Origin of the sequence: Quisquiliibacterium transsilvanicum (assembly GCF_014202215.1) — a bacterium.
GTDB classification, from domain to species: Bacteria; Pseudomonadota; Gammaproteobacteria; order Burkholderiales; family Burkholderiaceae_E; genus Quisquiliibacterium; species Quisquiliibacterium transsilvanicum.
The window spans coordinates 158880-185729 of sequence record NZ_JACHGB010000001.1 but is presented as its reverse complement, the minus strand read 5'-3'; the positions used below and the strand labels follow the sequence as shown (position 1 = coordinate 185729).

Below are 26850 nucleotides of genomic sequence, written 5' to 3'. Positions count from 1 at the left end.
CCCGATGCGATGGACTGTGCCACAGCCTGGATTCGTGCGCCCTCGTCCCCACGCCTTAGGCCGCGGGCCACGCGCCCCCGATCCGCTATAGTCGGCCGCTGCGAGGACGAGGTGGCGCAGCACTGGAGAACGACGATGCGAGCGATGCTCTTCGAGGGCCGGCCCGGGGAGTTGGCCGCGCGCGAGCTCCCGGCGCCCGTCCCCGGGCCCGGCCAGCTGCGCCTTGCAGTGCGCACCTGCGGCGTCTGCCGCACCGATTTGCACGTCGTCGACGGCGAGCTCGAGTCCCCGAAGCGCCCCGTGGTTCCCGGTCACGAGATCGTCGGAATCGTCGAGGCGCTCGGCCCGGGCGCCACGCGCTTCGCGATCGGGCAGCGGGTCGGCGTGCCCTGGCTGGGGATGACCTGCGGCGAGTGCGCGTGGTGCCGGTCGGGCCGCGAGAATCTCTGCCCGCAGGCGCGTTTCACCGGCTACCAGCTCGACGGCGGCTACGCCGAGCAGGCGGTGGCCGACGAGCGCTTCTGCTTCGTGCTGCCCGCGCTCTACGACGACCTCGAGGCCGCGCCCCTGCTGTGCGCCGGACTGATCGGCTACCGCGCGCTGAAGATGGCCGGCGAGGCGCGCCGGCTCGGCATCTATGGCTTCGGCGCAGCGGCCCACCTGGTCGCCCAGGTGGCCGGGCGCCAGGGCCGCGAGGTGTACGCCTACACCCGCCCCGGCGACACCGCCGCCCAGGCCTTCGCGCGCCGGCTCGGCGCCGCCTGGGCCGGAGGTTCGGACGAGTCCGGCCCGCAGCCGTTGGACGCAGCGATCATCTTCGCGCCCGTCGGTTCGCTGGTGCCCGCCGCGCTGCGCGTGCTTGCGCCCGGCGGCACGGTGGTGTGCGCCGGCATCCACATGAGCGACATTCCGTCCTTCCCCTACGCCCTGCTCTGGGGCGAGCGCTGCGTGCGCTCGGTGGCGAACCTCACGCGCGCCGACGGCGAGGAGTTCCTGCGCATTGCCGGCCAGGCGAAGCTGCGCACCGAGCTCACCGAAGTGCCGCTGGCCGCTGCAAGGCAGGCGCTGGACGACCTGCGCGCAGGGCGGCAGGTGGGCGCCGCAGTGCTGCGCTGCTCGCACGGCTGATGCGCCGGCCCGCGCGCAACCGCGCCGTGAACGGGATCGCGTCGGCGATCGACACGCTTCCCGCGGTCGCCACGCGGCCGGTGCTGCCCATCCTGCTGGCTGGCGCCATTGCGCTGGCCGGCGCCCTGGCACCGCTCGCAGCGGCCCTCGCGGACTCGCCCGTCCGCCTCGGCGCCCCCGCCCGCATCGAGGCGCCGATCCCGATCGAAGCGTTCGCCACCGAAGCGCCGGGCGTCGACCTTTCCCGCGTCGCCCGGGTCGAAGCCGTGCTCGAAGGCGAATCGATCGCCGTGCAGGACGGCGACTCCTTCATCCTGCGCACCGGCGACGGACAGAAGCTGCGCATCCGCATCGAAGGCATCGATGCGCCCGAGAAGGGACAGCCCTTCGCCGACGTCTCCAGGCGGCATCTCGCCGGCCTGCTGCGCGAGCGCAGCCTCAGGCTCGAGGTGCGCAAGATCGACCGCTACGGGCGCCGGGTCGCGCGGGTGCTCGACGGCGACACGGACATCGCACTGGCGCAGCTGCAGGCCGGGCTGGCCTGGTTCTTCCGCCGCTACCAGTCCGAGCAGGAACCCGCGGTCCGCCGCGCATACTCGCGCGCCGAGGCCAGGGCTCGCGAAGCTGCGCTCGGCCTGTGGCGCGAAGAAGAGCCCCTGCCGCCCTGGGAGCAGCGCCGGCGCCAGCGCCAGCGCTAAGCCTTAGCCGGCCGGCTGCGGCCGCTGCAGCCGCGTCTGGCGAACGGTCTCGTACAGCACCACCCCGGCCGCCACCGACACGTTCAGGCTGCTGACCTGCCCGGCCATCGGGATCTTCACCAGCGCGTCGCAGCGCTCGCGCACCAGACGGCGCAGGCCCTTGCCCTCGGCGCCCAGCACCCAGGCCACCGATTCGGGGATCGGCTCTTCGTACAACGTGGACGTGGCCTCGTCGGCGGTGCCGATCACCCAGACGCCGCGTTCCTGCAGCTCCTCGATGGTGCGCGCGAGATTGGTGACCAGCACGTAGGGAATGCTCTCCGCAGCGCCCGAGGAGGTCTGGATCGCCACCTCGGTGAGCGGACAGGAATGGTCCTTGGGCGCCACCACCGCATGCGCACCCGCGCCGTCGGCCACCCGCAGGCAGGCGCCAAGGTTGCGGGGATCAGTGACTCCGTCGAGCAGCAGCAGCAGCGGCTTGTCGACGCTGTCGAGCAGCTCGTCGAGGTCGACCACCGGCGCGGACCCCTCGGCGAACATCACGACGCCCTGGTGACGGCGACCGGGGGCCAGCCGCTCGAGCCTGGCCATGTCGACCTGGCTTGGCCGGATGCCCAGGCGCTCGGCCACCCGGATGAGGTCGCGCAGCCGCGGATCATCGCGGCCGACGGCGACGTAAAGCTCGGTGATGCCTTCGGCGCCGCGCTTCAGGCGCGCGGCTACGGCGTGGAAACCATGGATCAGCATTGAGGTCCTTGTCGTTTCATCCCTGGCGGCGGCGCTTGCGCTTGGCCGCGCCACCACGTTTCTGAGCCTCGGCAGGCGCGGGCTTGGTCTTGCGGCCCTCGTGGCGCGACTCGCTCGCCCGGCGGGCTTCATCGGTCTTCGGCGCTGCCGCCTTCCGCGGCGGCGTCGGCGCACCGCCCTTGGCGCCGGCGCCGGCCGCGACCACCTCGCGGTAACCGAGGCGCTGCACCGGCCGGAACTCGATGCGCCTGGCCTCCAGGTCGACCCTGGAAACCTGCACGTGGAGCTCGTCGGTGAGGCGGAAGCGGCGGCCGGTGCGCTCGCCGCGCAGCTCGTGCGCCGATTCGCTGTACTGGAAGTACTCGCTGCCAAGCTCGGAGACGTGCACCAGCCCATCCACGTACAGATCGTCGAGCGTGACGAACACGCCGAACGGCGCAACCCCGGTCACCCGGCCAGCGAACTGCTCGCCGACCCGCTCGCGCATGAACTGGCACTTGAGCCAGGCCTCGACGTCGCGCGAGGCGTCGTCCGCGCGGCGCTCGTTCGCCGAGCAGAGGATGCCGTACTGCTCCCAGGTCTCGATCGACGCCTGCACCGCTGCGACGGTCGCCTCCGCAGGGCGCGCCCGCGAGCGCGCCGGCGGCACCGCGTCGAAATCGTCCTCGGGCGGCCGCACCGGCGGAACCAGGAAGCGCTCGCCGAGCAGCAGCGCCTTGATGACGCGATGCGTGAGCAGGTCCGGGTAGCGCCGGATCGGCGAGGTGAAGTGCGTGTAGACCTCGTAGGCCAGCCCGAAGTGGCCCGCGTTGTGCGGCGAGTACACCGCCTGCTGCATCGAGCGCAGCATCATGGTCTGAAGCAGCTGCGCGTCCGGGCGTCCCTTCACCTGCGCTGCCAGCACGGCGTAGTCGCGCGGGGTCGGATCCTCGCCGCCGCCCAGCGACAGCGCCACCGAGCGCAGGAACTCGCGCAGGTTGCGCAAGCGGTCGACCGTGGGGCCTTCGTGGACCCGGTACAGGCCGGGGTGGCGGCTGCGCTTCATGAAGTCGCCGGCGCAGACGTTCGCCGCCAGCATGCACTCCTCGATCAGCCGGTGCGCCTCGTTGCGGGTGCGCGGCTCGATGCGCTCGATGCGGCCCGCGGCGTCGCAGACGATCTTCGTCTCGACGGTGTCGAAGTCCATCGCGCCCCGGCCTTCGCGCGCCTTCGCCAGCACCCGGTAGGCGTCGTGCAGGTGCTGCAGCTGCGGCACCAGCGCTGCCCGGTTGCGGATGGCGAGCGCATCGCGGCCGGACAGAATGCCCCAGACCTCCTCGTAGGTGAGACGCGCGGCGGAGTGCATCACCGCCTCGTAGAACTGGTAGGCCTTGATCTGGCCGCGTCCGTTGATGATCAGGTCGCAGACGAGCACCAGGCGGTCGACATGCGGGTTCAGCGAACACAGCCCGTTGGAGAGCTTCTCCGGCAGCATCGGAATGACGCGGCGCGGAAAGTAGACGGAGGTGGAGCGCAGCGTGGCCTCGCGGTCGATCGGATCGCGCGGGCGCACGTAGTGCGACACATCGGCGATCGCGACGATCAGCCGGAAGCCCGCACCGCGCCCTTCGCCGAAAGGCTCGCAGTAGACCGCGTCGTCGAAGTCGCGCGCATCCTCACCGTCGATGGTGACCAGCGGCACGTCGCGCAAGTCCACTCTGCCCTTCAGGTCCGCCGGACGCACCGTCGCAGGCAGCTTCTCCGCGACTTCCAGCGCCGCCTCGCCGAACTCGTGCGGCACGGCGAACTTGCGCACCGCGATCTCGATCTCCATGCCGGGGTCGTCGATCGCGCCGAGCACTTCGACCACGCGGCCGATCGGCGCCGCGTGACGCGACGGCGGATCGGTGATCTCCACGGTGACCACCTGCCCTGGCTGCGCGTGGCGCGACTCGCCGGGCGGGATCAGGATGTCGTGCTTGATCCTCTGGTCCTCGGGCACCACGATGGTGACGCCGCGCTCCGAGAGGAAGCGCCCCACCAGCTTCGGGTGCGCGCGCTCGGTGACCTCGACGATCTTGCCCTCGGGCCGGCCGCGCGAATCGAAGCCCACGCGCTTGACCAGCACGCGATCGCCATGCATCGCCTTCTGCATCTCGCGAGGCGGCAGGAACATGTCGGCGCCACCCGCGTCCGGGATGAGGAAGCCGAAGCCGTCGCGATGGCCCTGGATGCGGCCAGCCACGAAGTCGAGCTTGCTCGCCAGCAGCAGCACCCCCTTGCGGTTGGGCATCAGCTGTCCGTCGCGTTCCATCGCGCCGAGCCGCTTGCCCAGGATGTCGAACTGATCCGCCGGCACTTCGAGCAGCAGCGCGAGTTCCTGCGGCGTCAACGGTCCATCCGCTTCGCGCAGGGCCCCGAGAATTTCCTCTCGGGTGGGGAGCACCCAGGTTTTTTGGGTCACGTATGGGGATCCACTTGGTTTGAGTTCAGGGGCCTGCAGGGGCTTCGACGCGCGGGCCGGAGCAGCACGATGCGAATTGTGCAACAAGCCGATTTGACAAATCCTACCGGTTCACTAGAATTCGCGCTTCTGCACTGCACGCTTATTCGCGCAGACCGCAGCCCAGATGGCGGAATTGGTAGACGCACCAGGTTCAGGTCCTGGCGGTGGCAACACTGTGGAGGTTCGAGTCCTCTTCTGGGCACCAAGTTTAGAAGGCCTGCGAAAGCAGGCCTTCTTCGTTTCCAGGCCGGGTTCCCGGCCGTCAAGCAGCGCAATCGACGCAGGCAGGCGAAGCACCCGCGTGCTTCGCCGGCTTCCTCATCCAAGACGCGCCCTGAGATCCGCCGGACGCAGCTGCTCGTATTCCTCGAAGGGCTGGTAGATCCAGGGGTTCGTCGGCAGCGACTCCACCCAGTAGTCCGGCACGGCGGCCGAACAGCCCTTGCGCCAGATCACTGCGGTGCGCAGTTCGGCGATCTGCGGATTGCGCGCTCGCAGCAGCGGCGGAACCTGCAGCAGCGTCTCGCCGGAGTCCGCGAGATCGTCGGCCAGCAGCCAGCGGCTGCCCGGCAGCGGCCGGGCACTCGACAGGCAATCCGAGATCTGCAGCGTGCTCTGACGCGTGCCGCCGTCCTCCCGGTAGGAGCTGGCGAACAGCACGCCCAGCGGCCGCTGGAACACCCGCGACAGCACGTCTCCCACCCGCAGCCCGCCGCGCGCCAGGCAGACGATGGCATCGAAGGACCAGCCCGACTCGTCGATGCGCACGGCGAGCCGCTCGACGAGCCGGTGGTATTCGTCCCAGGAGACGCGCAGGTCGCCCATCGGCGCCAGTTCAGGCGAAGGGATGACGCACCAGGATGGTCTCGTCGCGGTCCGGACCGGTGGACACCATGTCGATCGGCGCCCCGACCAGCGCGGAGAGCCGCTCGAGATAACGGCGCGCGCTCGCCGGCAGCCCTTCCCAGGTCCGCACGCCGAAGGTGGACTCGGTCCAGCCCGGCATTTCCTCGTAGACCGGCTCGAGCGACTCGACCGCATCCGCGCCGAAGGGCAGCACGTCGTGGACCTCGGCGGAGCCCGAGCCGCGCTCGCGATAGCCGGTGCAGATCTTCACGGTGGACAGCCCGTCGAGGACGTCGAGCTTGGTCAGGCACAGGCCGCTCACGCCGTTGAGCTGGATTGAGCGCTTGAGCGCCGGGGCGTCGAACCACCCGGTGCGCCGCGGACGACCGGTCACCGAGCCGAACTCGTTGCCCTTCGTGGCCAGGTGCCTGCCGGTGTCGTCGAACAGCTCGGTGGGGAACGGCCCGGAGCCCACGCGTGTGGTGTAGGCCTTGGTGATGCCCAGCACGTACTGCAGCGCCTGCGGGCCGACGCCGGCGCCTGCGGCGGCCGCTCCGGCGACCGTGTTGCTGCTGGTCACGTAGGGATAGGTACCGTGGTCGACGTCGAGCAGGGCGCCCTGCGCTCCCTCGAAGAGCAGGTTGTCGCCGCGCGCCATCGCCTTTGCCAGCAGCGAGGGCACGTCGGCCATCATCGGCGCGATGCGCTCGGCCAGCGCCAGCGCGCCGTCGGTCACCTGATCGGGGTCGAGGGGCTTGGCGCCGAGATAGTGCTCGAGCACGAAGTTGTGCAGGTCGAGCACCTCGGCGACCTGGGTCCGGAAGCGCTCGGGCGAGAACAGGTCCTGCACGCGCAGCGCCCGCCGCGCCACCTTGTCCTCGTAGGCCGGGCCGATGCCGCGCCCGGTGGTGCCGATCTTCGCCTCGCCGCGCTTCGCCTCGCGCGCCTGGTCCAGCGCAACGTGGTAGGGCAGGATCAGCGGACAGGCCTCGCTGATGCGCAGCCGGTCGCGCACGGACACGCCGGCGCGCTCGAGCTCCTCGATCTCGGTGAACAGGGCCTCGGGCGAGAGCACCACGCCGTTGCCGATGTAGCAGGTGACATTGGCGCGGAGGATGCCCGACGGGATCAGCCGCAGCACCTGCTTGCGGTCGCCGATCACCAGCGTGTGCCCGGCATTGTGGCCGCCCTGGAAGCGGACAACGCCGTGGGCAGACTCGGTGAGCCAGTCGACTAGCTTGCCCTTGCCTTCATCGCCCCACTGCGTGCCGATGACAACGACGTTCTTTCCCATTTCTCTCCATCCCCGCGCGGCACTGACCGCGCTCGTGAACGATGCCGGGTTGATCCCGGCCATGCAAGTGTCAATGCGGACGCCGCCCGGCGGGCGGCGTCAGCTCAGATCGGCCGCAGGTTCCAGTCCTGCCCGTCGGCCGCAAGTTCGCGGTCGCAGGCGTACTCCTGCTGCTCGTGTTCATGTCCCGGCAGCGCCCGGACGACGATCTCGCCGGCGGCACGCAGCTCCGCCACACGACGGGCCAGCGCCGGGTCGTCAGACCAGGGTGCGCAGATGGCGCGCCCGGGCTGTTCCGGCTCCGCCAGCGAGGCGAGCTCGCGCAGTTCGAGCGAGAAGCCGGTGGCCGGTCGCGCCCGGCCGAAGGCCTGGCCGATGTCATCGTAGCGCCCGCCCCTGCCGACCGCATTGGGAATCGCGTCGACATAGGCGGCGAAGGTCACTCCGGTGTGGTAGCGGTACCCCCTCAGGTCGGCGAGGTCCACCGAAAGTTCCACCTGGGGGAACCGCGCCCACATCGGCGATGCCACCAGGCGCTCCAGCGCCTCCAGCGCCGCGGTGATCGGCGACACCGCCGGCAGCACCGCGCGCGCACGAGCGATCACTGAGGCGGGTCCGCGCGCCGCGCCATACAGGTCCACCAGCGCCAGCAGCGCGTCGCGCGCCTTCGGCTCCACGCCGACCAGCACTTCCTCGAGCCCGGGGCGATCCTTTTTCTGCAGGCCCGCGTAGACCTCCGCTTCCTCGATCGAAGGGTCCATCGCCAGCAGCGCCGGAACGATGCCGACGTGGCACAGGTCCAGACGCACGCGCTCGACGCCGGCAGCGGCCAGCGAGGCGAGCATCAGTTCGATCACCTCGACGTCGGCCTCCATCCCGGCGTGGCCGTAGATCTCGGCGCCCACCTGCAACGGCTCGCGGGTCGCGAACAGGCCCGCGGCCCGCGCATGCAGCACGGATCCGGCGTAACAGAGGCGCGCCACGCCCGTGCGGTTCAACAGGTGGGCGTCGATCCTCGCCACCTGCGGCGTCATGTCGGCGCGCAGCCCGAGGGTGCGCCCGGAGAGCTGGTCGACCAGCTGGAAGGTCCTCAGGCCCAGATCGCGGCCGGAACCGATCAGCAGCGACTCGATGTGCTCGAGCATCGGCGGCATCACCAGCTCGTAGCCATAGGAGCGGTACAGATCGAGCAGCCGCCGGCGCAGTTCCTCGATCGCCCGGGCCTCGGAAGGCAGGGCATCGGCGATGTTCTCGGGAAGAAGCCAGCGCGGCATGTCGCGTTCCTGGTTCGTTTGTTCGGTGGTCGAGGGCGGGGCCCGCGTCGGCGGGTGCAACGCGCGTGCGCGCGCCGCACTGCGGCGCGCAAACCCGCTATTTTCGGCCAATCAGAGGACGATCAGCAAGAGCCCGATGGCGATCGAGGCCAGCCCGAGGAAGCGCAGCTGACCGTCGCGCAGCTCGGCGATGCGCAGCATCGCGCTGCGCCACTGCCTGGGCGCCAGGAAGGGCAACAGCCCCTCGATGAGCAGCACCAGGCCGATGGCCAGCAGCACCGACCCCATCGGACCCGCTCACTTGCCCTGCGCCGACGACCCCTTGAAGTATCGGAAGAACTCGGCCGACGGATCGACGACGAGCACGTCGGTGCGGCTGCGGAAGCTTGCGCGGTAGGCCTCGAGGCTGCGGTAGAACTCGGCGAACTCCGGGTTCTGGCCGAAGGCCGACGCGTAGGTCGCCGCCGCGCGGGCATCCCCATCGCCCTTGACCTTCTGCGCATCGCGGTAGGCGTTGGCGAGGATCACCTCACGCTGGCGGTCGGCGTCGGCGCGGATCTTCTCCGACTCGGCCGAGCCCATCGCGCGGCGCTCGTTGGCCACCTGCTTGCGCTCCGACTGCATCCGGTCGTACACGCGCTCGGCGACCTCGGGCGCGAAATCGACGCGCTTCATCTGCACGTCGATCACCTCGGCGCCGATCGTGCGCGCGTCCTCGCTGACCTTGGCACGCACGCCCTCGATCAGCTGCGCGCGCTCGCCCGAGATCACGTCCGCCACGGTGCGCTTGGCGATCTCGTTGTTCAGCGCGTCGCGCAGGCTGCGCGTGATCCGGTCGGCGGCGATCAGCTCGCTGCCCTGGACGGAACGCACGAAGGATCGGGGATCGGAGATCCGCCACTTCACGAAGGTGTCCACCTGGATGTTCAGCTTCTCCGAGGTGATGAACCGGTCGATGTCAGCGGTGTCGATCGTCAGGATGCGGCGGTCGAAGTACTGGACGTTCTGGAACGGCGGCGGCAGCTTGAAGTGCAGGCCGGGCTTGTCGATGACCTGGCGGATCTCGCCGAGCGCATAGACGACTGCGTACTGCCGCTGGTCGACCACGAAAATGGTGCCGGAGAGCAGCGCGAGCGCCACGACCACCAACAGGAGGATGGGTGCGAGTTTCTGCATGGGTCAGTCTCCTCAGCGCGCCGCGTCGCGGTCGCGCGAGCGCATTTCCTGGGCGCGCGATGCATCGGCGGCTGCGGCAGGCGCGGCGGCAGGCGCCGGGGTCTGCGCAGCGGGTGCGGCACTGCGGGACGCGTCTGAAGCGCCCGCGGCCCCCTGCTGCATCAGCTTGTCGAGCGGCAGGTAGAGCAGGTTGCTGCCCGAGCGGGAGTCCACGTAGACCTTGCTGGTGTTCGAGAACACCTGCTGCATCGTCTCGAGGTACATCCGGTCGCGGGTGACCTTAGGCGCCTTGCTGTACTCGACCAGGATCTGGCTGAAGCGCGACGCATCGCCCTCGGCGGTGGCGACGACGCGCTCGCGATAGCCCTCGGACTCCTGCATCAGGCGGGCCGCAGTACCGCTTGCGCGGGGAATGACGTCGTTGGCATAGGCACGGCCTTCATTGATCAGCCGCTCGCGATCCTGCGCCGCCTTGTTCGCATCCTCGAAGGCCGCCTGCACTTCCTCTGGCGGCTGCGCCTGCTGGATGGTGACGTCGACGATGGTGACGCCCGGCTTGTAGCGATCCAGGTTGGCCTGCATCAGGTCCCGCGCGTCCGTGGCGACCGCTTCCTTCTGCTCGTACAGGACCTGGTCGATGCCCCGCCGTCCGACGATTTCGCGCATCGCGGTCTCGGCGGCCTGGCGGACCATTTCCTCGGGCGCCGGACCGGGATTGTTGTTGAACAGCCAGGCGACCGGATCGGCGAGCCGGTACTGCACGGCGTACTGCATGTCGACGATGCTCTGGTCCTGCGTCAGCATCAGCGCCTCGCGCAGCGACTTGTTGCGCACGTTGCCGCGGTAACCGACCTCGATCTGGCGCAGCTGCTGGACGTTGACCAGCTCGTGCGTTTCGACCGGATACGGCACCCGCCAGGTGAAGCCGGCGCGATCGTTGACGTACTTGAACTCGCCGAAGCGCAGGACGGCCGCCGCCTGGCCCTCTGGCACGATGTAGAAGCCGCTGGCCAGCCAGAGCAGGACGGCGACCACCGCCAGCACGCCCGCCCCCTTGCCTGCGCCCTTAAACGAAGGCCCGCCCTCGGAAGAGGAGCCTCCGCCGGAGGAACCGGAGGGCGAAGGCCCGCCGCCCCGGCGGCCGCCGAACATGCCGTTCAGGCGGCGATTGAAGTCGCGCCAGAGCTCGTCGAGATCGGGAGGGCCGTCACCGGATTTCGGACGCGGCCGGCGGTCGTCGTCGTTGCCGCCGCCCGACCCTTGGCCACGCCCCCAGCCGGGGTCGTTCAGCGAGAACATCCTGCGAATTGAATGCCACATGTCGGAAACCACGAGGGGTCAGGTCAGGCGCGAGCCCCGGAGGGGCCGCTTGCGGCCATGGGAACCACGACGGGTTGATGATCGGCGGGCTCGGCTTCTGGAGCGCCGCCGTCGATGTGCTGCAACTGCGATTGCGACCCGGCGTCGGCCTGCCCGGCATCAGCCTGCCCGACAGTCCGGCTCGCCGCCGCCCGCTCCGCAAGGACCGCGCGCAACCGGTCGAGCCCTTCGCCGGTGCGGGAGCTTACCCACAAGCGGTCGATGCTACCACAGGGGTCGCGCCCCACTTCCGGCGTGAGGCCAGCGGCGTCGATCTTGTTGAAAACGACAATCGTCGGGACCTCGGCTGCGCCGATCTCGGCAAGCACCCGCTCGACCTGCTCGACCTGCTCGTCGCGATCCGCCGCGGAGACGTCGACCACGTGCAGCAGCAGGTCGGCCTGGGCGGTTTCCTCGAGCGTCGCGCGGAACGCCTCGACGAGCTGGTGCGGCAGGTCGCGCACGAAGCCCACCGTGTCTGACAGCACCACCATCTCGCCGTTGGGCAGCCGCAGGCGGCGCGTCAGGGTGTCGAGGGTGGCGAAGAGCTGGTCGGCTTCGTAGGTGCCCGCCCCGGTCAGCGCGTTGAACAGCGTCGACTTGCCGGCATTGGTGTAGCCGACCAGCGAGACCATGTAGGCATCGTTGCGCCCGCGCGCCCTGCGCCGGGTGCGCCGCTGGCGCGCGAGGCGATGCAGCCGCTCGCGAAGCCGCCGCGCCTTGCCATCCAGCATCCGGCGGTCAAGTTCGATCTGCTTCTCCCCCGGACCGCCGCGCTGGCCGATGCCGCCGCGCTGACGTTCGAGGTGAGTCCAGCCCCGCACCAGGCGGGTGAGCTGGTGCTCGATGCGCGCGAGCTCGACCTGCAGCTTGCCCTCGTTGCTGCGCGCGCGCTGGGCGAAGATGTCGAGGATGAGCTCGGTGCGGTCGAGCACCGGAACGCCCCATAGGCGATTCAGGTTGCGCTGCTGCACCGGGGACAGCGGATTGTCGAAGATGACGAAGCCGATGTCCTCGGCCTCGATCCGCGCCTTGATCTCTTCGGCCTTGCCGCTGCCCATGGAGAGCGCTGCATCGGGCCGGGGACGGCGCACCGCGACACGGTCGACGGGCAGGTACCCCGCCGATGCCGCAAGTGCGCAGGCCTCGTCGAGCGCCTGCTCGCTGGCCGGCGCCGACCCGAAGGTGACGCCGACGATGAGGGCGCGGAAGATGGTAGGAGTGTCGCTCAGCTTTCGGGACTTTCTTGCTGGAAGTTGACCGGACGAGCCGGCACCACGGTGGAGATGGCGTGCTTGTAGACCATCTGCGTGACCGTGTTGCGCAGCAGTACAACGTATTGGTCGAAGGATTCGATCTGGCCTTGCAGCTTGATGCCGTTGACCAGGTAGACGGAAACGGGGACGTGCTCCTTGCGAAGCAGGTTCAGGAATGGGTCTTGTAGCTGCTGCCCTTTGTTGCTCATTTCAGCTCCGGTGATCGATGTAGGTGTTGTTGGGGCGATGCCGGGATTCACAAGGGCCAGCGGGCCCCTGCGCGGCCCAATATACGCGCAATCGCGCGCCGGCGGCGAGGCTCCGGAGGGCTCGCGCGCAGGCGCGGAAATCAGGATTCCCGGCCGGGTTCAGGGGGCGTAGGGATTCGCCCCGGTGCGGAATTCGATGCGCAGCGGCGTGCCCTCGAGCTTGAACTGATCGCGGAACCAGGACTCCAGGTAGCGCCGATAGGTCTCGGGAACGGAGTCCAGCGACGTGCCGTGGATGATCACGATCGGCGGGTTCTGCCCGCCCTGGTGCGCGTAGCGCAGCTTGGGCCGCAGCGGCCCCTTGCGCGGCGGCTGCTGGCGCTCCACCGCCTCCTGCAGCGCGCGGGTGAGCTTGGGCGTGGACAGCTTGCGCGTGGCCGCCGAGAAGGCGTCGTCGACCGAGCGCATCACCGCGCCCAGGCCCTTGCCCTTCAGCGCGGAGATGTAGTGAGTCCGCGCGAAGCTCAGGAAGTGCAGCCGGCGGTCGAGCTCGGACTTAAGGCGCTCGCGCTCGGACTCGTCGATCGCGTCCCACTTGTTGACCACCACCACCAGCGCGCGCCCTGCCTCCAGGATGTAGCCGGCGATGTTGGCGTCCTGGTCGGCGACGCCCTCGCGCGCGTCGAGCATCAGGACGCAGACGTTGCAGTCCTCGATCGCCTGCAGCGTCTTGACCACCGAGAACTTCTCGATCATGTCGGTGACCTTGCCGCGGCGGCGAACGCCGGCGGTGTCTATCAGCGTGTATGGCTTGCGGCCGCGCTCGAAGTCGATCGCGACCGAATCGCGGGTCGTTCCCGGCTGGTCGAAGGCGATCAGCCGCTCCTCGCCCAGCAGCGCGTTGATCAGCGTGGACTTGCCGGCGTTGGGGCGCCCGACCACCGCCACCTTCACACGGCGCGGGCCGCGCGGATCGGCGGGTTCGGCTTCCGGGACGGCCGCGTCATCCGGTGCGCCGCCATCGGGCGTGCCCGCCTTGCCTGCCGGCGCCTTCGCCGCGCCGGTCCCCGCGCCCTTCGTCAGCCCGGCCGCCCTCGCCTGCTGGACCGCACGCGCCGCCTCGGCCAGCTCGGCTTCGACTTCGGCCTCCGTCCGGGCCCGCTGCGCTTCGCGCTCGAACTCCTCGGCATACGGCGCCAGCGCCAGTTCGGCCAGCTCGCGCACCCCGTCGCCATGCGCCGCGGAAATGGCCAGCGGGTCGCCAAGGCCCAGCTCGTGGAACTCGGCCGCGACCGCCTCGCGCTGCATGCCCTCGGCCTTGTTCACCGCGAGGATGATCCGGCGCGCATTGCGCCTGAGCTCGACGGCGATCTCGCGATCGTGCGCGGTGAGGCCCTGGCGGCCGTCGACGATGAACAGGACCACGTCGGCCTCGAGGACCGCCTGGCGGGCCTGCCGCGCCATCTCGACCTCGATGCCCTGCTTGGCGACCGGCTCGAAACCGCCGGTGTCGATGACGATGTAGGGAATCTCCCCCGTCCGGCCGCGACCGTAGTGCCGGTCGCGCGTCAGCCCGGGCCGGTCGGCGACCAGCGCCGCGCGGCTTCGGGTGAGGCGATTGAACAGCGTCGATTTGCCGACGTTGGGGCGGCCCACGAGGGCTACAACTGGCAGGCTGCTCACGGTTGGACGGCTTCGATGATGATGGGTTCAGGAGTGCGCGCCCGGCCAGGCCGGGCAGCGCGCTAGTCGATGGAGATGCCGACCAGCGCACCAGCGCTGGTCTGGAGCGCCGCGATCCGGCCGGCTGCGACCGCAGGCGAGACGATCGCGCTGCCGTCGGTGGGGAAGCGGCCGGCGATCGCGCCGTCGGAGCGCGACACCAGGTGCACCAGGCCGAGCGAATCGCCGACGACCAGCACCGGGCCGAGCGACAGCGGCGCCGCCAGGCCGCGCCGCGACAGCCCTTCCTGGCGCCAGAGACTGGCGCCGCTGCGGGAAAAGGCGTGGATGCGATCGCGGTCGTCGACCACTGCGAGCAGGCTCGCGTCGAGGTCGATGCCCGCCGACGAGGAAACGTCGCGCGACCAGCCCGGGCGCCCCGAAGGCGCATCGAAGCAGCCGACCCGTCCCTGGAAGGTGGCCGCGCACACGTCGCGCCCGCTCAGCAGGGGCGTGCCGACCACGTCGGCGATGCGTTCGATCTCGGTGGCGCCACGCGGCTGGGAGATGCTGCCCTCCCAGCGCAGGGCTCCGGACTCGATTCCGAGCGACACCAGGCGTCCGCCGGGCATCCCCACATAGACCGCATCCGGCGCAATCGCGATGCCGGCGGTCTGCCGCAGCACCAGCGTGGGGTTCTGCCGCTGGAAGGACCAGCGCCGCTTGCCGGTGTCGCTCTCGAAGGCGCTGACCCGGTTGTCGCTGGAACGGACCACCACCAGGCCCATGCCGACCGCGGGCACCGTGACCGCTTCGCCGCCCAGCTGGGCGCTCCAGCGCTGGCGGCCCTGGGCGTCGAAGGCGAGCAGGTTGCCGTCGCGGGCGGCGACCACCGTGGTGTCGCCATCGCTGCCCACGCCGCTGCTGAGCCGCTTGCCGGCCTCGACGCGCCAGACGATCCGGCCGCTGGCCGCATCGACGCGCGCCACCGTGCCGTTGGACGAGGCGGCGAAGACACTGCCGGCCGCGAACACCGGCGCGAAGCCCGGCCCGGCAGGTCCGAGCCGCTGGATCCATGCCTGGCTCGCCGCGACCGGCGCGGTGACCGCGGGCGGATCGGGGATCTTCGCCGAACCGCCGGACCAGGGCCAGATGCTGAAGCTGAAGCTGCCGCATCCCGCCAGGCCGGCCAGGCCGGCCAGGACGAGCAGGCGGCGCGCGCGGCGCGCGACCGGCCCGGGTTGCCATGCGCCTGCAAGGCGGCGGGCGTTCATGCGCCGGCTCCGCCCAGCGAGTCGAGCTTGACCTCGACCAGCGGCCGCAGCGGGCTGCGCTGCGGCAGCTTCTCGAGCGCCTGGCGCCAGGAAGCGCGCGCCTCGTCGGCCTTGCCCTGCGCCAGCAGCAGGTCGCCGCGGCGGTCGGCGTAGGCGCCTGCGTACGCGCCAGCCGACTCCATCGGCAGCAGCTTCAGGCCCTCGTCGTAGGCCTTCTCATCGAGGAGGATGCCGGCCAGCCGGACGCGTGCCATCTGCGCGAATTCGTCGCCGCCCTTGTCGATCGCCCACTGCAAGGGCGCCTTGGCGGCCTTCAGGTCGCCCGCCTCGACGTGCGCGCGCGCGGCGACCAGCGCGCCCATCCGGGCGTAGACCGTGCGGCTGTAGTCCTCGAAGAGGGTGCCGGCCGCCTGGCCGACCTTGGCCGGATCTTTCGCTGCCGCAGCGACGCGCAGCTCGTCGTAGAGCGCCGACGCCGCGGCCGCCTGGCGCGCCTCGTACCAGCCCCAGCCGCGGTAGCCCGCGATTGCGAGAAGGACCACCGTCAGCACCGTCAGGATGAAGTTCCCGTAGCGGTTCCAGAAGGCCTTCAGCTCGTCGATCTGTTCCTGTTCCTGCAAGTCGTAGGCCATTGCCCAACGCTCCCCTGTTGTTTGACTGCGCGTCCGGCAAGCCGCCCGGCGCGGATTCCCGCGCCGGGGCTCAGCCCTCGTCCTGGACGAACCCGATGATGACTTCGGCGACCCGCTCGAGCGGCACGCGCTGCTGCTGACCGCTCCCTGCCGCGCCGTCGTCCGCGCGCAGCCACTTCACGGTGGCCTCGCCGGCGGCGACTTCGTCGTCGCCCAGCACCACTGCCGCGAACGCCCCGCTGGCATCCGCCTTGCGGAACTGGGACTTGAAGCTGCCGCCCCCGCAATGCATCACCACGTCCAGCCCGCTGTCGCGCAGGCGCTCGGCCGCTTGCAGCGCCGCCACGCCAGCCTGCGCGCCCTGGTGCACCACATAAACGTCGCACAGCGACTCGGCGAGCTCCGGCTCGGCGCGCCGCATCAGCTCGATCACGCGCTCCACGCCGAGCGCGAAGCCGCAGGCCGGCGTCGGCTTGCCGCCCAGCATCTCCACCAGCGGATCATAGCGGCCGCCGCCGCAGATCGTCAGCCCGTCGACCACCCACTCGAACACGCTCAGGTTGTAGTAGTCGAGCCCGCGCACCAGCCGCGGGTTGATCCGGTACGGAAGGTTCTGCGCGCGCAGCAGCGCCTGCAGGCCGTCGAAGTGCGCCAGCGATTCCTCGCCGAGGAAGCCGATCAGCTTCGGCGCGCCCTCGACCAGCGCCTGCATCGCCGGGTTCTTGGTGTCCAGGATGCGCAGCGGATTGCTGTGCAGCCGCCGGCGCGCATCCTCGTCGAGCTGGCCGGCATTGGCCTCGAGATAGGCGATCAGCGCGTCGCGATGCGCGCGCCGCTCATGCGCCTGGCCCAGCGAGTTGATCTCGAGCTGCACGCCGACCAGCCCCAGGTCGTCCCACAGCCGCTGGCACAGCAGGATCACCTCGGCATCCGCGTCCGGCCCTGTGAAGCCCATCGCCTCGGCGCCCACCTGGTGGAACTGCCGGTACCGGCCCTTCTGCGGCCGCTCGTGGCGGAACATCGGGCCGCTGTACCAGAGGCGCCTGGGACCGTCGTAGGTCAGGTTGTGCTCGATCGCCGCGCGCACCACGCCCGCAGTGCACTCCGGGCGCAGCGTGAGCTGCTCGCCATTGAGCGCGTCGGTGAAGGAATACATCTCCTTCTCGACGATGTCGGTGACCTCGCCGATGCCGCGCACGAACAGCCGCGTCTGCTCGACGATCGGGGTGCGGATGCGCTGGTAGCCGTAGCCGCGCATCGAGTCGGCGACCACGTCTTCCAGGCGGCGCCAGTAGGCTTCGTCGGCGGGCAGCACGTCGTTCATGCCGCGCACGCCCTGGATCTTGTCGGTCTTGCTCATCTGGGGCCTGTCTGTCCGGCCGCGCCGTAGCGGCGGACCACGTAGTCGTCGACGATCGCCTGGAACTCCTCCGCGATGCGATCGCCCTTCAGCGTGACGCTGCGCTCGCCGTCGACGAACACCGGCGCCACCGGCGCCTCGCCCGATCCCGGCAGCGAGATGCCGATGTCCGCGTGCCGGCTTTCGCCGGGCCCGTTGACCACGCAGCCCATCACCGCCACCTGCATCGACTCGACGCCGGGATAGCGCTCGCGCCATGCCGGCATCCGCTCGCGCAAGTGGCGCTGGATGCGGTCGGCGAGTTCCTGGAAGTAGGTGCTGCTGGTGCGCCCGCAGCCCGGGCAGGCGATGACCTGCGGCGTGAAGGCGCGCAGGCCCATCGTCTGCAGGATCTCCTGGCCCACCACCACCTCGCGGGTGCGGTCGCCGTTGGGTTCAGGGGTCAGCGAAATCCGGATGGTGTCGCCGATGCCCTCCTGCAGCAGCACCGCGAGCGCGGCCGTCGAGGCGACGATGCCCTTGCTGCCCATCCCGGCCTCGGTGAGCCCGAGGTGCAGCGGGTAGTCGCAGCGGGCGGAAAGATCGCGATAGACGGCGACCAGGTCCTGGACGTTGGAGACCTTCGCCGACAGCACGATCGCATTGCCCGGCAGGCCGAGTTCCTCGGCGCGCTGCGCGCTCTCGATCGCGGAAACCACCAGCGCCTCGCGCATCACCTCGGCGGCCTCCCAGGGCCGCGCACGGGCCGCGTTGGCATCCATCATCCGCGCCAGCACTTCCTGGTCGAGACTGCCCCAGTTGACGCCGATGCGCACCGGCTTGCCCCAGCGGCATGCCACCTCGATCATCTGCGCGAAATTGTCGTCGCGCCGCTTGCCGCTGCCGACGTTGCCGGGGTTGATCCGGTACTTGGCCAGCGCCTGCGCGCACTCGGGATGCTGGCTCAGCAGCTTGTGGCCGTTGTAGTGGAAGTCGCCCACCAGCGGGACGTCGACGCCCATCCGGTCCAGCTGCTCGCGGATCGCAGGCACTGCGGCGGCGGCTTCCGGTGAATTCACGGTGATCCGCACGAGTTCCGAGCCGGCCTGGGCCAGCGCCTTCACCTGGATCGCCGTGCCAATGGCATCGGCCGTGTCGGTGTTCGTCATCGACTGCACCACCACCGGGGCCGAAGCGCCGATGGTCACCGTCCGTTCGCCTGCGCGCACCGCGACGCCGCGCGTGGCGCGGCGGCCCAGGGGCCCGGCGCGGCACGGCAGCGCCAGTGCTGCGTCCGGGCGCAACGGGTCGACGACAGCCATGCCGATCGAATTCGAACTCATCTCAAAAGGCTCCGGATCAGGGCAGCGACAGCCGGGCGATGCTGCCGCGCGTATGGGTCGCCAGGTCCAGCGGCTTGCCGGCGAACTCCGCGCGGACACTGGCGGCATTGCCGATCACGAGCGCGGTCCGGCCGTCGATCGGCACTTCTCTGGCGGAGCCTGCAGCCTGGGTGCCCGAGAGGATGACCTTGCCATCACGCCTGGCTTCGATCCAGGCGTCACGCTCGAAGACGAGACGCAGCGTCGGCGGCGATGCGCTGGCGCCAGCATCGGCCGAGGCTGTTCCGTCCGGAGCTGCGCCCTGCCCGGCCGCGGGCTGGGCCACCATCGACATGGAGGCCAGCGTCCCCGTCGGAGCAGCAGCCGCCGCCAGATTCGCGGCCGACCCGGACCCGGGCGCCCCGCTGGAGGGCGACACGGGCGCGGCCGGCGGCGCACCTTCGGCGGGCGCGGAGTCGGTCGGCGCCGGCGTCAGCGGTCCGAGCGGAACGGTTTCAGTGGTCGTCCCGGCCGGACCGGCATCGGCAGGTGCGTCCTGGCCGGTGGCGGAATCGGTTCCCTGAGCGGCGTCGCGGGCCAGCCAGGAGCCCACGCTGCCCAAGTTCGCGCCGCCGAAGAACAGGGCCAGGGCCAGCACGCCGACCGCCAGCAGAACGGTCCAGGCGACACGGCTGCCGGACCCGCCGCTGCCGAAACCCATCATGCTGCGGCTGGGCAGCGGCTCGTCCAGCGACGCCGCAGGCCTCAGGTCGGCCGCGCGCACCGTCGACGACATCGCCTCGACGAGCGGCTCCACGTCGACTTCGAGCATGCGGCCATAGGCGCGCAGCATCCCGCGCACGAACGCGTGGCCGGGCAGCGCGCCCCAGTCGCCGTGCTCGAGCGCCTGCAACTGCCTCGGCGCCAGCTTGAGCTGACGCATGACGTCGTCGGCGCCCAGTCCGCGCGCCTCGCGGGCGGCGACCAGGTCCTCGACGGTGGCGATGCGTTCGGACAAGATCAGTCTCCGTACTTGCCAGCCGCCAGCAGCGCGGCCTGTGGCGATGCGGGGAAACGGCGGCGCAGCTGCGACCCGAGACTCGCCTCGGAGTCGCGATCTCCCGCGAGGCGCTCGATGCGCAGCGCCAGCCAGAGGACCTCGGCGCTGGGCTCGAAACCGGCCAGCAGGCGCTGGCTGTAGAAGCGCGCCCGCTCGGCGTCGCGCCGCTTCAGGTAGATGTCGGCCAGGTGATACATGGCCACCGGGTTGCGCGGGTCGACCTGGAACGAGCGCTGGAACCAGGCCTCCGCGCCGGCGGCGTCGCCCGCCCGCAGCGAGCAGATGCCGGCGTTGTGCATCGGCCTGGCCGGCGTCGGATACAGCGGATTGCGCAGGGCAAGCTGGAAATGCTCGAGCGACGCCTGTTCGCGCCCGGTCTGGCAGAGGAACCAGCCGAAGTTGTTGTGAAGCTCGGAATCGTCCGGCGCCAGGCGCAGCGCCTTGCGGAAGCTCTCCTCGGCGCGCACGCGGTCGCCCAGGTCCATGTACACCAGCCCGAGCATGCCGTGGGCCGCAGCGAACTCGGGGTCGATGGTCAGCGACTGGCGGAGCTCGTCGATCGCGACGTTGTAGTTGCCCTGCTGGTAGTAACCGGCAGCGAGCTCCAGACGGATCCGCGCCCGGCGGCGGATGTCCGACTCCTGGGAGCTCTCGGGCAGCGCCGAGTTCGTGGCCGCGCCGTAATCCGTCGTGCCGCCGGTGGGCGCAGCGCACCCCCACAGCAAGGCGGCGGCCAGCATCATGCCCGCGCGGACCGCCCAGCGGCCGCCGGGGAAACCGGCGCGCTCGGGCGTCATCGGCGCAGCTCCACCAGCTTGGGAATCCGGCTGCTGCGCTCCTGCAGGCGCGTGCGGTCCTGCACCTCTCCGGCCAGCTGCCCGCAGGCCGCATCGATGTCGTCGCCGCGGGTGCGCCTGACCGTGGTCACGATGCCCGCGTCGACCAGGATCTGCCCGAAGCGGCGGATCCGCTCGTCGGGCGAGCGGCGCAGCCCTGCATCGGGGAAGGGATTGAACGGGATCAGGTTGAACTTGCAGGGCACGTCGCGCACCAGCGCGATCAGTTCCCTGACGTGGGCGTCCGAGTCGTTGACGCCGTCCAGCATCACGTACTCGAAGGTGATGAAATCGCGCGGCGCCCGCTCGAGATAGCGCCGGCAGGCCTGCATCAGTTCGCTGAGCGGGTACTTCCGGTTCAGCGGCACCAGCTCGTCGCGCAACGCGTCGTTGGGCGCATGAAGCGACACCGCCAGCGCCACCGGGCAATCGTCGCGCAGCCGATCCATCATCGGGACCACGCCCGACGTGGAGACCGTGACGCGCCGCCGCGACAGCCCATAGGCGTTGTCGTCGAGCAGGATGCGCAGCGCGGTCAGCGTGGCCGCGTAGTTCTGCAGGGGCTCGCCCATGCCCATGAACACCACGTTGCCGATGATGCGCTCACCCTCGGGCGAGGCGCCGAGCGCCCGGTTGGCCCACCAGAGCTGCCCGACGATCTCGGCGGCATCGAGGTTGCGGCTGAAACCCTGCTTGCCGGTGGAGCAGAACAGACAATTGACCGCGCATCCGGCCTGCGTGGAAATGCACAGCGTGCCGCGGTTGGCCTCGGGGATGAACACCGACTCCACCGCATTGCCCTGTCCGACGTCCAACAGCCACTTGCGGGTGCCGTCGGCGGAGACATGGTCTGCTACGACCGCCGGCGCACGCACCTCGGCGCGGCCGGGCAACCTGGCGCGGAAGTCCTTCGCGAGATCGGTCATCTCCGCGAAGTCGGCCACGCCGCGCTGGTGCACCCAGCGCATCAACTGCCGGGCGCGAAACGGCTTCTCACCCCAGTCGGCGCACAGCCGCGCCAAGCCCTCGGCATCGAGACCGAGGAGGTTGACCAGCGCTGTAGATCGTTCCTGCACCGGGGCGAGACTCCCTCAGCGGGAGTGGATGCTCATGCCGGGAAAGAAGAACGCGATCTCGACTGCCGCGGTCTCGGGCGCGTCCGAGCCGTGCACCGCGTTCGCGTCGATGCTGTCGGCGAAGTCGGCGCGGATGGTGCCGGCCGCCGCCTTCTTGGGATCGGTGGCGCCCATCAGGTCGCGGTTCTTCAGGATTGCGCCCTCGCCCTCGAGGGCCTGGACCATCACCGGACCCGAGATCATGAACTCGACGAGGTCCTTGAAGAACGGGCGCTCGCGGTGCACGCCATAGAAAGCCTCGGCGTCGTTGCGCGACAGATGCATCATTCGCGCGGCGATGACCTTCAGGCCGGCGCCCTCGAAGCGCGAATAGATCTGGCCGATGACGTTCTTGGCGACTGCGTCGGGCTTGATGATGGACAGGGTACGTTCGATGGCCATGGCGGCGGAATCCTTGGATCGGTTTCACCGCCGCCCGGCCGCCCCCGGGCAGGGCCCGGGCGGAAGGAATTGGCTTCGGTGAAAAAGTCGTGTAAAAAGAAAAGCTTAGAAGAGTAATTCAGCGATTTTCTGAACAGGTGATTCTAACATAGCCGTCTGATTCCGGCTCCGTCCCCGCGGATGAAAGGTTGAGCGCGCAGCGCCGACTGTGCGGGTGGTACGGCCCGGGCCCCACGCTGCAGGGTCAGGTCACCGGCGCTCTGTCCCCTTGCGCAACCCATTGTTTACCGTTTCAGGAGAAATACAGATGGCATTCGGACAAGATCGGCTGGCGCCCCGCCCCCCCGGCGCTTTCGGAGGCCTGGTCAGCGCCGCGCAGCGCAATCGCGTGCTGCGCAACACCTACTGGCTGCTGGCCCTCTCGATGGTCCCCACCGTGATCGGGGCGTGGGTCGGCGTCAGCACCGGCTTCTCGTTCTTCGCCGGCAGCCCGTTCATGGGGCTGATCGCGTTCCTCGCAATCGCCTTCGGCTTCTTCTTCGCGATCGAGAAGTTCAAGAACAGCGCCGTCGGCGTCGCGCTGCTGCTGGGCTTCACCTTCTTCATGGGCCTGATGCTCTCGCGGCTCGTAGGGCACGTGCTGGGCTTCGGCAACGGCGCTCAGCTGATCATGATGGCCTTCGGCGGCACCGCCACCATCTTCGCGGTGATGGCAACCGTGGCCAGCGTCTCCAAGCGGGACTTCTCCGGCATGGGCCGCTGGCTGTTCATCGGCTTCATGGTGATCTTTGTCGCAGCCATCGCCAACATCTGGCTGCAGATGCCGGCGCTGATGCTGACGATCTCCGCTCTGGCCATCCTGATCTTCTCCGCCTTCATCCTGGTGGACCTGCAGCGGGTGGTCAACGGCGGCGAAACCAACTACGTGACCGCCACGCTGGGGATCTACCTGAGCGTCTACAACGTGTTCAGCAACCTGCTGATGCTGCTGGGAATCTTCGGCGGCGATCGCGAGTAGATCGGGAGATGCGGCTGGCGGCCCACGGGCCGCCCTGGCCGCAGCAGGCGGGCGCGAGCCCGCAGCACGCAGCGTCGGGCCGCCTTCGGGCGGCCCTTCTTTTTTGCGTCTTGTTTGCGTCTTGTTTGCGTCCGTCTTGCGCCGCCGCAGCTGCCGCGTTCAGCGCGGCGCAGCGCGGCGTAGTCAGCGCGGCGCCGACGCGATGGCCTCGGCCAGCAGTTCCAGCGAGCGCCGCGCGAACGCGTGCATGTTGGCGACGCGGTCGGCGCTGCCGGTGCGCAGCGTGATCACCCGCTCGGACGGGCCCGCAACCGCAATGCAGCTGTGGCCCGCCGGGTCTCCGTAGGAATTTCCCTCGGGCCCTGCTGCCCCGGTCTCCGAAAGACCCCAGGTGGCCGACAGCCGCTCGCGCGAGCGGCGCGCCAGCAGGGCCGCATAGGGCTCGCTCGACGAGCGCATCCCCTCGACTTCCTCGCGGGCGATGCCGGCGATGCGGCTGCGCGCGCGCCGGGTGTAGACCACCCCTCCGCCCAGGAAATAGGCCGACGCCCCCGGCACCGAGAGCAGCGCGGCGGAGATCAGCCCGCCTGCGGAGGACTCGCCGACCGCCACCGTCTCACCGCGGGCCCTGAGGGTCTCGCCAAGCTGCCGCGCCAGCGGCAGCAGTTCGCGGAAATCGCCTGCTGCGTCATTCATCGTCAGTCCTTCCTGCGTCTGCCGACGCCTCGTCAGCCGCCGTTGCGTCAGCCGCCGTTGCGTCAGCCGCCGTTGCCTCGGAGGCCATTGCGTCGCCCAGCGGCGCATCCGGATCGGGCTCGAACACCGCCATCGACTCCACGTGGGAGGTGTGCGGAAACATGTTCACCGCCCCGGCAGCCACCAGCCGGAACCCGCCGGTGTTCACCAGCACCCCGGCATCGCGCGCCAGCGTCGCCGGATTGCAGGAGACGTAGACGATCCTTGCAGGCTTGCGGGGATCGGCCGCCAGCGCCTTGCAGACCTCCAGCGCGCCCTCGCGGGGCGGATCGATCAGCACCCGGTCGAAGGGCCCCAGGGCCTGCCAGTTCTCCGGCGTGAGCTCGAACAGGTTCGCCGCCTCGAAGCGGGTGCGATCCTCGCCGATGCCATTGGCCTCGGCAGCCTCTCGCGCTCGCGCGACCAGCGTCGTGCTGCCCTCGATGCCCATCACCTCCCGCGCGCGGCGCGCCAGCGGCAGCGAGAAATTTCCGAGCCCGCAGAACAGATCGGCGACACGATCGTCGGCCTGCGGGTCGAGCAGGCGAACCGCCCGCGACACCAGCACCTCATTGATCCGATGATTGACCTGGGTGAAATCGGTTGGCCGGAAGGGCATGACCACCGAGAACTCGGGAAGCGCGTAGGCCAGCCGCGAGACCGGCGCATCCGGAGGCGAATCCGGCGCGTGGATCAGCTCGATGGTTTCCGGCCCCTTCGACTGGAACCAGAGCTCGAACCGATGTTCGCGAGCGAAGGCCACCAGCCGGTCGCGGTCGCCGGGCGTCGGCGTATCGAGCACGCGGAACACCAGCGCGAGCGCGTCAGCGCTGGAGGCGACCTCGATCTGCGGCATGCGGTCGCGCATGTCCAGCCCGCCGATGAGGTCGCGCAGCGGGAGCAGCAGCGCCGCTGCGCGCGGATCCAGAACATGGCACTCGCGCATGTCGGCGACGTAGCTCGAACCACGCTCGTGGAAGCCCACCAGCACCCCGCCCTTCTTGGGCACGTGCCGCACCGAAAGGCGCGCGCGGTAGCGGTAGCCCCAGGCAGGGCCTGCGATCGGACGCAGCATGGTGCCGGCCCGGACCCTGCCGATGTGCCAGAGCTGATCCTCCAGTGCGCGCTGCTTGATCGCGAGCTGGGTGCGCGCGTCCAGGTGCTGCATCGAGCAGCCGCCGCAGACGCCGAAATGCGGACAGCGCGGCACTGCGCGCATGCTGCTGGGCCGCAGCACCTCAAGGGTCTGGGCAACGTCGTACTTGGGCTTGCGCCGCACCACGGCGGCGCGCACCCGCTCGCCGGGCAGCGCGTCGCGCACGAACACGACTTTGCCGTCGAGCCGCGCAATGCCGTTGGCCTCGAGATCGAGCGATTCGATGTCGAGAACGACTTCAGGCTGCGGGGTCGTCCTGCCACGCATCGAGGAATTGCCTCCAGTGTTCGCCGGGCAGCGCCGAGAGGGCGGCGCGCAGCAGCCCGAGCTCGGTCCGGTAGTGTTCGTCGGTCCAGGCGCCGCGCATCTTCTGGAACCGGCAGTAGACGAGCCAGGTGTTGGCGACGTCGGTTTCGCAGTAGTCGCGGATCTCGCGCAGGCGCCCCGCCTGGAAGGCGGGCCAGACCTGCGATCCGTCCATCCCCAGCTTGCCGGGGAAACCGCACAGCCTGGCGAGCTCGTCGAGCGGCGCGTTGGCCCTGCCGTTGTACAGCGCGAGCAGGTCCATCAGGTCGGTGTGGCGCGCGTGGTAGCGGCTGATGTAATTGTTGTAGCGGAACTCGCGGTCGTCCTCGCCCTGCTCCCAGTAGCGCGGCGCCTGCACGCCGTGGATCAGTCCGCGGTAGTGCAGCACCTGCAGGTCGAATCCGCTGCCGTTCCAGGAAACCAGCTGCGGCGTGTGCCGGTCCACCACGCGAAAGAAGTCCTGGATCAGGCGCGCCTCATTCGGCTCGTCCGGCTGCCCAAGGCAGCGCACCCGGACGCCGTCAGCGTCGCGGAACAGGCAGCCAATCGCAATCACCCGGTGCAGATGCAGCGGCAGGAAATCGCTGCCGGTCTTCTCGCGGCGCTTCGCGAACGCAAGCTCGGCGACCTCAGTGTCAGGCATTTCGGCCGGCAGGTCGTGCAATCGCCGGATCCCGGCGACATCCGGGGCGGTCTCGAGGTCGAAGACGAGGATCGGCGCCATCAGCGGGGCGGCAGAATCTTTTGCGGATCCACGGGCTTGCCCGACTTGCGGATCTCGAAGTGAAGCTTCGGCGCATCGGTTCCCGAGGAGCCGAGCTCCGCCACCTTCTGGCCGCGCTTGACGCTCTGTCCTTCCTTCACCGACAGCGCGCGGTTGTGCGCATAGACCGAGAGCGTCTCGCCGTCATGCTTGACGATCACGAGGTTGCCGTAGCCGCGCGGCCCGGGTCCGCTGAAAATGACCCTGCCGTCTGCCGCTGCGCTCACCGGATCGCCCGGCGAGCCAGCGATTGAGATGCCCATGCTGCGCGGCGCGGAGAAGCCCTGGACCACCCGCCCCCGCGCCGGCCATGCGAATCCGGAGGACGACACCGCAGCCGGCTCGGCCGGCTTCGGTGCGGGATCCGCCGCGGACGGCGGTGCGGCATCGGGCGCGGCAGGAGCCGGCGCAGGCGCCTGCTCCGCCGGCGGACTGCTCGGCTCGGCCATTGCCGTGTCCGCGTACGGCCGCTTGACGCCCGCCGGGCCGCCACGCGGCGCGGGGCCCGTCGGCGCCGGGTCCAGCGGGCGCACCTGCAGCCCGGACGACCGGACCGGCGCGGACTCGACTTCGACCGCCACCGCCTGGGCCGCGGGGGCAGCGGAAACTGGCGCCACGGGCTTCGGCTGAGCCGATCGCGCTGCAACGGCTGGCGGACGCGTGCGGCTCTCGACCGGGGCAGGTCCGGGCGCTGCACAGCCGGCGAGCAGCGCGGCGGTGACGAACGCGGCGAGACGTCGATCGAACATCGGCATCGT

At 70.2% G+C, this 26850-nt stretch carries 26 protein-coding genes and 1 tRNA gene; 4 read left to right on the top strand and 23 right to left on the bottom strand.

What is annotated here, in order from left to right; genetic code table 11:
• The first annotated feature begins 135 nt into the window (after positions 1-135).
• Together HNQ70_RS00825 and HNQ70_RS00820 are read left to right on the top strand one after the other, a co-directional pair.
• Positions 136-1128 (top strand): zinc-dependent alcohol dehydrogenase family protein, encoded by a 993-nt coding sequence (locus HNQ70_RS00825; RefSeq protein WP_183963362.1) that lies wholly within the window; start codon positions 136-138, stop codon positions 1126-1128.
• Between the two features lie 26 nt (positions 1129-1154).
• The gene (locus HNQ70_RS00820; protein WP_183963360.1) at positions 1155-1826 is read left to right on the top strand and encodes a thermonuclease family protein; all 672 of its coding nucleotides are present in this window, start codon (positions 1155-1157) and stop codon (positions 1824-1826) included.
• 3 nt (positions 1827-1829) lie between these two features.
• Here the strand turns inward: HNQ70_RS00820 and rlmB are convergent, their stop codons facing one another.
• Both rlmB and rnr read right to left on the bottom strand, forming a co-directional pair.
• Positions 1830-2573: a 23S rRNA (guanosine(2251)-2'-O)-methyltransferase RlmB gene (rlmB, locus tag HNQ70_RS00815; protein ID WP_183963357.1), complete on the bottom strand. Its 744-nt coding sequence runs from the start codon at positions 2571-2573 to the stop codon at positions 1830-1832.
• 16 nt (positions 2574-2589) lie between these two features.
• Positions 2590-5055, bottom strand: coding sequence for a ribonuclease R (gene rnr / locus HNQ70_RS00810; RefSeq protein ID WP_183964254.1), 2466 nt, complete (start codon positions 5053-5055; stop codon positions 2590-2592).
• Between the two features lie 121 nt (positions 5056-5176).
• Here rnr and HNQ70_RS00805 point away from each other — a divergent pair.
• A tRNA-Leu gene (locus HNQ70_RS00805) sits at positions 5177-5263 on the top strand.
• A gap of 113 nt (positions 5264-5376) precedes the next feature.
• Here the strand turns inward: HNQ70_RS00805 and HNQ70_RS00800 are convergent.
• The 17 genes from HNQ70_RS00800 to ndk all read right to left on the bottom strand — a co-directional run bounded on the left by HNQ70_RS00800 (position 5377) and on the right by ndk (position 22114).
• Positions 5377-5883, bottom strand: coding sequence for a phosphoribosyltransferase (locus tag HNQ70_RS00800; RefSeq protein WP_183963355.1), 507 nt, complete (start codon positions 5881-5883; stop codon positions 5377-5379).
• A 10-nt stretch (positions 5884-5893) separates the two neighbouring features.
• Positions 5894-7198, bottom strand: coding sequence for an adenylosuccinate synthase (locus HNQ70_RS00795; protein WP_183963353.1), 1305 nt, complete (start codon positions 7196-7198; stop codon positions 5894-5896).
• A 104-nt stretch (positions 7199-7302) separates the two neighbouring features.
• The gene (locus tag HNQ70_RS00790) at positions 7303-8472 is read right to left on the bottom strand and encodes an ATP phosphoribosyltransferase regulatory subunit (RefSeq protein ID WP_183963351.1); all 1170 of its coding nucleotides are present in this window, start codon (positions 8470-8472) and stop codon (positions 7303-7305) included.
• A 111-nt stretch (positions 8473-8583) separates the two neighbouring features.
• Positions 8584-8760, bottom strand: a complete 177-nt coding sequence (locus HNQ70_RS00785) for a DUF2065 domain-containing protein (protein ID WP_183963349.1) — start codon at positions 8758-8760, stop codon at positions 8584-8586.
• A 9-nt stretch (positions 8761-8769) separates the two neighbouring features.
• A complete protein-coding gene (hflC, locus tag HNQ70_RS00780; protein WP_183963347.1) occupies positions 8770-9648 on the bottom strand; it encodes a protease modulator HflC in 879 nt (292 codons plus the stop codon).
• A 12-nt stretch (positions 9649-9660) separates the two neighbouring features.
• Positions 9661-10968: an FtsH protease activity modulator HflK gene (hflK, locus tag HNQ70_RS00775; RefSeq protein ID WP_246434518.1), complete on the bottom strand. Its 1308-nt coding sequence runs from the start codon at positions 10966-10968 to the stop codon at positions 9661-9663.
• A 23-nt stretch (positions 10969-10991) separates the two neighbouring features.
• Positions 10992-12221 (bottom strand): GTPase HflX, encoded by a 1230-nt coding sequence (gene hflX, locus HNQ70_RS00770; RefSeq protein WP_183964250.1) that lies wholly within the window; start codon positions 12219-12221, stop codon positions 10992-10994.
• Positions 12222-12235: 14 nt separating this feature from the next.
• Positions 12236-12472, bottom strand: coding sequence for an RNA chaperone Hfq (gene hfq / locus HNQ70_RS00765; protein ID WP_183963346.1), 237 nt, complete (start codon positions 12470-12472; stop codon positions 12236-12238).
• A gap of 159 nt (positions 12473-12631) precedes the next feature.
• On the bottom strand, positions 12632-14155 hold the full coding sequence (gene der / locus HNQ70_RS00760) for a ribosome biogenesis GTPase Der (RefSeq protein WP_183963345.1): 1524 nt from the start codon (positions 14153-14155) through the stop codon (positions 12632-12634).
• A gap of 62 nt (positions 14156-14217) precedes the next feature.
• The gene (gene bamB, locus HNQ70_RS00755; protein ID WP_183963344.1) at positions 14218-15408 is read right to left on the bottom strand and encodes an outer membrane protein assembly factor BamB; all 1191 of its coding nucleotides are present in this window, start codon (positions 15406-15408) and stop codon (positions 14218-14220) included.
• A complete protein-coding gene (locus HNQ70_RS00750; RefSeq protein ID WP_183963343.1) occupies positions 15405-16040 on the bottom strand; it encodes a YfgM family protein in 636 nt (211 codons plus the stop codon). The genes bamB and HNQ70_RS00750 overlap by 4 nt, the downstream gene beginning before the upstream one ends.
• A gap of 70 nt (positions 16041-16110) precedes the next feature.
• The gene (hisS, locus tag HNQ70_RS00745) at positions 16111-17400 is read right to left on the bottom strand and encodes a histidine--tRNA ligase (RefSeq protein ID WP_183963342.1); all 1290 of its coding nucleotides are present in this window, start codon (positions 17398-17400) and stop codon (positions 16111-16113) included.
• Complete coding sequence (ispG, locus tag HNQ70_RS00740) at positions 17397-18722, bottom strand: flavodoxin-dependent (E)-4-hydroxy-3-methylbut-2-enyl-diphosphate synthase (RefSeq protein ID WP_246434516.1); 1326 nt, start codon at positions 18720-18722, stop codon at positions 17397-17399. The genes hisS and ispG overlap by 4 nt, the downstream gene beginning before the upstream one ends.
• 16 nt (positions 18723-18738) lie before the next feature.
• On the bottom strand, positions 18739-19719 hold the full coding sequence (locus tag HNQ70_RS00735; RefSeq protein WP_183963341.1) for a helix-turn-helix domain-containing protein: 981 nt from the start codon (positions 19717-19719) through the stop codon (positions 18739-18741).
• A 2-nt stretch (positions 19720-19721) separates the two neighbouring features.
• Positions 19722-20558, bottom strand: coding sequence for a type IV pilus biogenesis/stability protein PilW (gene pilW, locus HNQ70_RS00730; protein ID WP_183963339.1), 837 nt, complete (start codon positions 20556-20558; stop codon positions 19722-19724).
• Complete coding sequence (rlmN, locus tag HNQ70_RS00725) at positions 20555-21673, bottom strand: dual-specificity RNA methyltransferase RlmN (protein WP_183963337.1); 1119 nt, start codon at positions 21671-21673, stop codon at positions 20555-20557. Before rlmN ends, pilW begins: the two co-directional genes overlap by 4 nt.
• 15 nt (positions 21674-21688) lie before the next feature.
• The gene (ndk, locus tag HNQ70_RS00720; protein ID WP_183963335.1) at positions 21689-22114 is read right to left on the bottom strand and encodes a nucleoside-diphosphate kinase; all 426 of its coding nucleotides are present in this window, start codon (positions 22112-22114) and stop codon (positions 21689-21691) included.
• Positions 22115-22421: 307 nt separating this feature from the next.
• On the opposite strand from ndk, the gene HNQ70_RS00715 reads away from it, so the two are divergent.
• On the top strand, positions 22422-23132 hold the full coding sequence (locus HNQ70_RS00715; RefSeq protein ID WP_183963333.1) for a Bax inhibitor-1/YccA family protein: 711 nt from the start codon (positions 22422-22424) through the stop codon (positions 23130-23132).
• Positions 23133-23315: 183 nt separating this feature from the next.
• Here HNQ70_RS00715 and HNQ70_RS00710 read toward each other — a convergent pair whose 3' ends face one another.
• From HNQ70_RS00710 to HNQ70_RS00695, 4 genes are read right to left on the bottom strand one after another with little or no spacing between them, the layout of a single operon-like run.
• Positions 23316-23828 carry a CinA family protein gene (locus HNQ70_RS00710; RefSeq protein ID WP_183963331.1) on the bottom strand — a complete coding sequence of 171 codons (513 nt, stop codon included), beginning with the start codon at positions 23826-23828 and terminating at the stop codon, positions 23316-23318.
• The gene (gene rlmD, locus HNQ70_RS00705) at positions 23821-25290 is read right to left on the bottom strand and encodes a 23S rRNA (uracil(1939)-C(5))-methyltransferase RlmD (RefSeq protein ID WP_183963329.1); all 1470 of its coding nucleotides are present in this window, start codon (positions 25288-25290) and stop codon (positions 23821-23823) included. Before rlmD ends, HNQ70_RS00710 begins: the two co-directional genes overlap by 8 nt.
• Entirely contained in the window at positions 25262-26053 is a 792-nt protein-coding gene (locus tag HNQ70_RS00700; RefSeq protein WP_183963327.1) for a 3'-5' exonuclease, read from the bottom strand. The genes rlmD and HNQ70_RS00700 overlap by 29 nt, the downstream gene beginning before the upstream one ends.
• Entirely contained in the window at positions 26053-26847 is a 795-nt protein-coding gene (locus HNQ70_RS00695) for a murein hydrolase activator EnvC family protein (protein ID WP_221302584.1), read from the bottom strand. The genes HNQ70_RS00700 and HNQ70_RS00695 overlap by 1 nt, the downstream gene beginning before the upstream one ends.
• Positions 26848-26850 lie beyond the last annotated feature (3 nt).

Coding starts and splice junctions, on each gene's coding strand:
- HNQ70_RS00800 (WP_183963355.1), bottom strand. CDS start 5,883: ATGGGCGACCTGCGCGTCTCCTGGGACGAATACCACCGGCTCGTCGAG.
- bamB (WP_183963344.1), bottom strand. CDS start 15,408: ATGAACGCCCGCCGCCTTGCAGGCGCATGGCAACCCGGGCCGGTCGCG.
- HNQ70_RS00715 (WP_183963333.1), top strand. CDS start 22,422: ATGGCATTCGGACAAGATCGGCTGGCGCCCCGCCCCCCCGGCGCTTTC.
- ndk (WP_183963335.1), bottom strand. CDS start 22,114: ATGGCCATCGAACGTACCCTGTCCATCATCAAGCCCGACGCAGTCGCC.
- HNQ70_RS00695 (WP_221302584.1), bottom strand. CDS start 26,847: ATGCCGATGTTCGATCGACGTCTCGCCGCGTTCGTCACCGCCGCGCTG.
- rlmB (WP_183963357.1), bottom strand. CDS start 2,573: ATGCTGATCCATGGTTTCCACGCCGTAGCCGCGCGCCTGAAGCGCGGC.
- HNQ70_RS00700 (WP_183963327.1), bottom strand. CDS start 26,053: ATGGCGCCGATCCTCGTCTTCGACCTCGAGACCGCCCCGGATGTCGCC.
- HNQ70_RS00825 (WP_183963362.1), top strand. CDS start 136: ATGCGAGCGATGCTCTTCGAGGGCCGGCCCGGGGAGTTGGCCGCGCGC.
- hisS (WP_183963342.1), bottom strand. CDS start 17,400: ATGAGCAAGACCGACAAGATCCAGGGCGTGCGCGGCATGAACGACGTG.
- HNQ70_RS00710 (WP_183963331.1), bottom strand. CDS start 23,828: ATGAATGACGCAGCAGGCGATTTCCGCGAACTGCTGCCGCTGGCGCGG.
- rlmD (WP_183963329.1), bottom strand. CDS start 25,290: ATGCGTGGCAGGACGACCCCGCAGCCTGAAGTCGTTCTCGACATCGAA.
- HNQ70_RS00750 (WP_183963343.1), bottom strand. CDS start 16,040: ATGGCCTACGACTTGCAGGAACAGGAACAGATCGACGAGCTGAAGGCC.
- pilW (WP_183963339.1), bottom strand. CDS start 20,558: ATGACGCCCGAGCGCGCCGGTTTCCCCGGCGGCCGCTGGGCGGTCCGC.
- HNQ70_RS00790 (WP_183963351.1), bottom strand. CDS start 8,472: ATGCCGCGCTGGCTTCTTCCCGAGAACATCGCCGATGCCCTGCCTTCC.
- ispG (WP_246434516.1), bottom strand. CDS start 18,722: ATGAGTTCGAATTCGATCGGCATGGCTGTCGTCGACCCGTTGCGCCCG.
- HNQ70_RS00795 (WP_183963353.1), bottom strand. CDS start 7,198: ATGGGAAAGAACGTCGTTGTCATCGGCACGCAGTGGGGCGATGAAGGC.
- hflC (WP_183963347.1), bottom strand. CDS start 9,648: ATGCAGAAACTCGCACCCATCCTCCTGTTGGTGGTCGTGGCGCTCGCG.
- hflK (WP_246434518.1), bottom strand. CDS start 10,968: ATGTGGCATTCAATTCGCAGGATGTTCTCGCTGAACGACCCCGGCTGG.
- hfq (WP_183963346.1), bottom strand. CDS start 12,472: ATGAGCAACAAAGGGCAGCAGCTACAAGACCCATTCCTGAACCTGCTT.
- HNQ70_RS00785 (WP_183963349.1), bottom strand. CDS start 8,760: ATGGGGTCGGTGCTGCTGGCCATCGGCCTGGTGCTGCTCATCGAGGGG.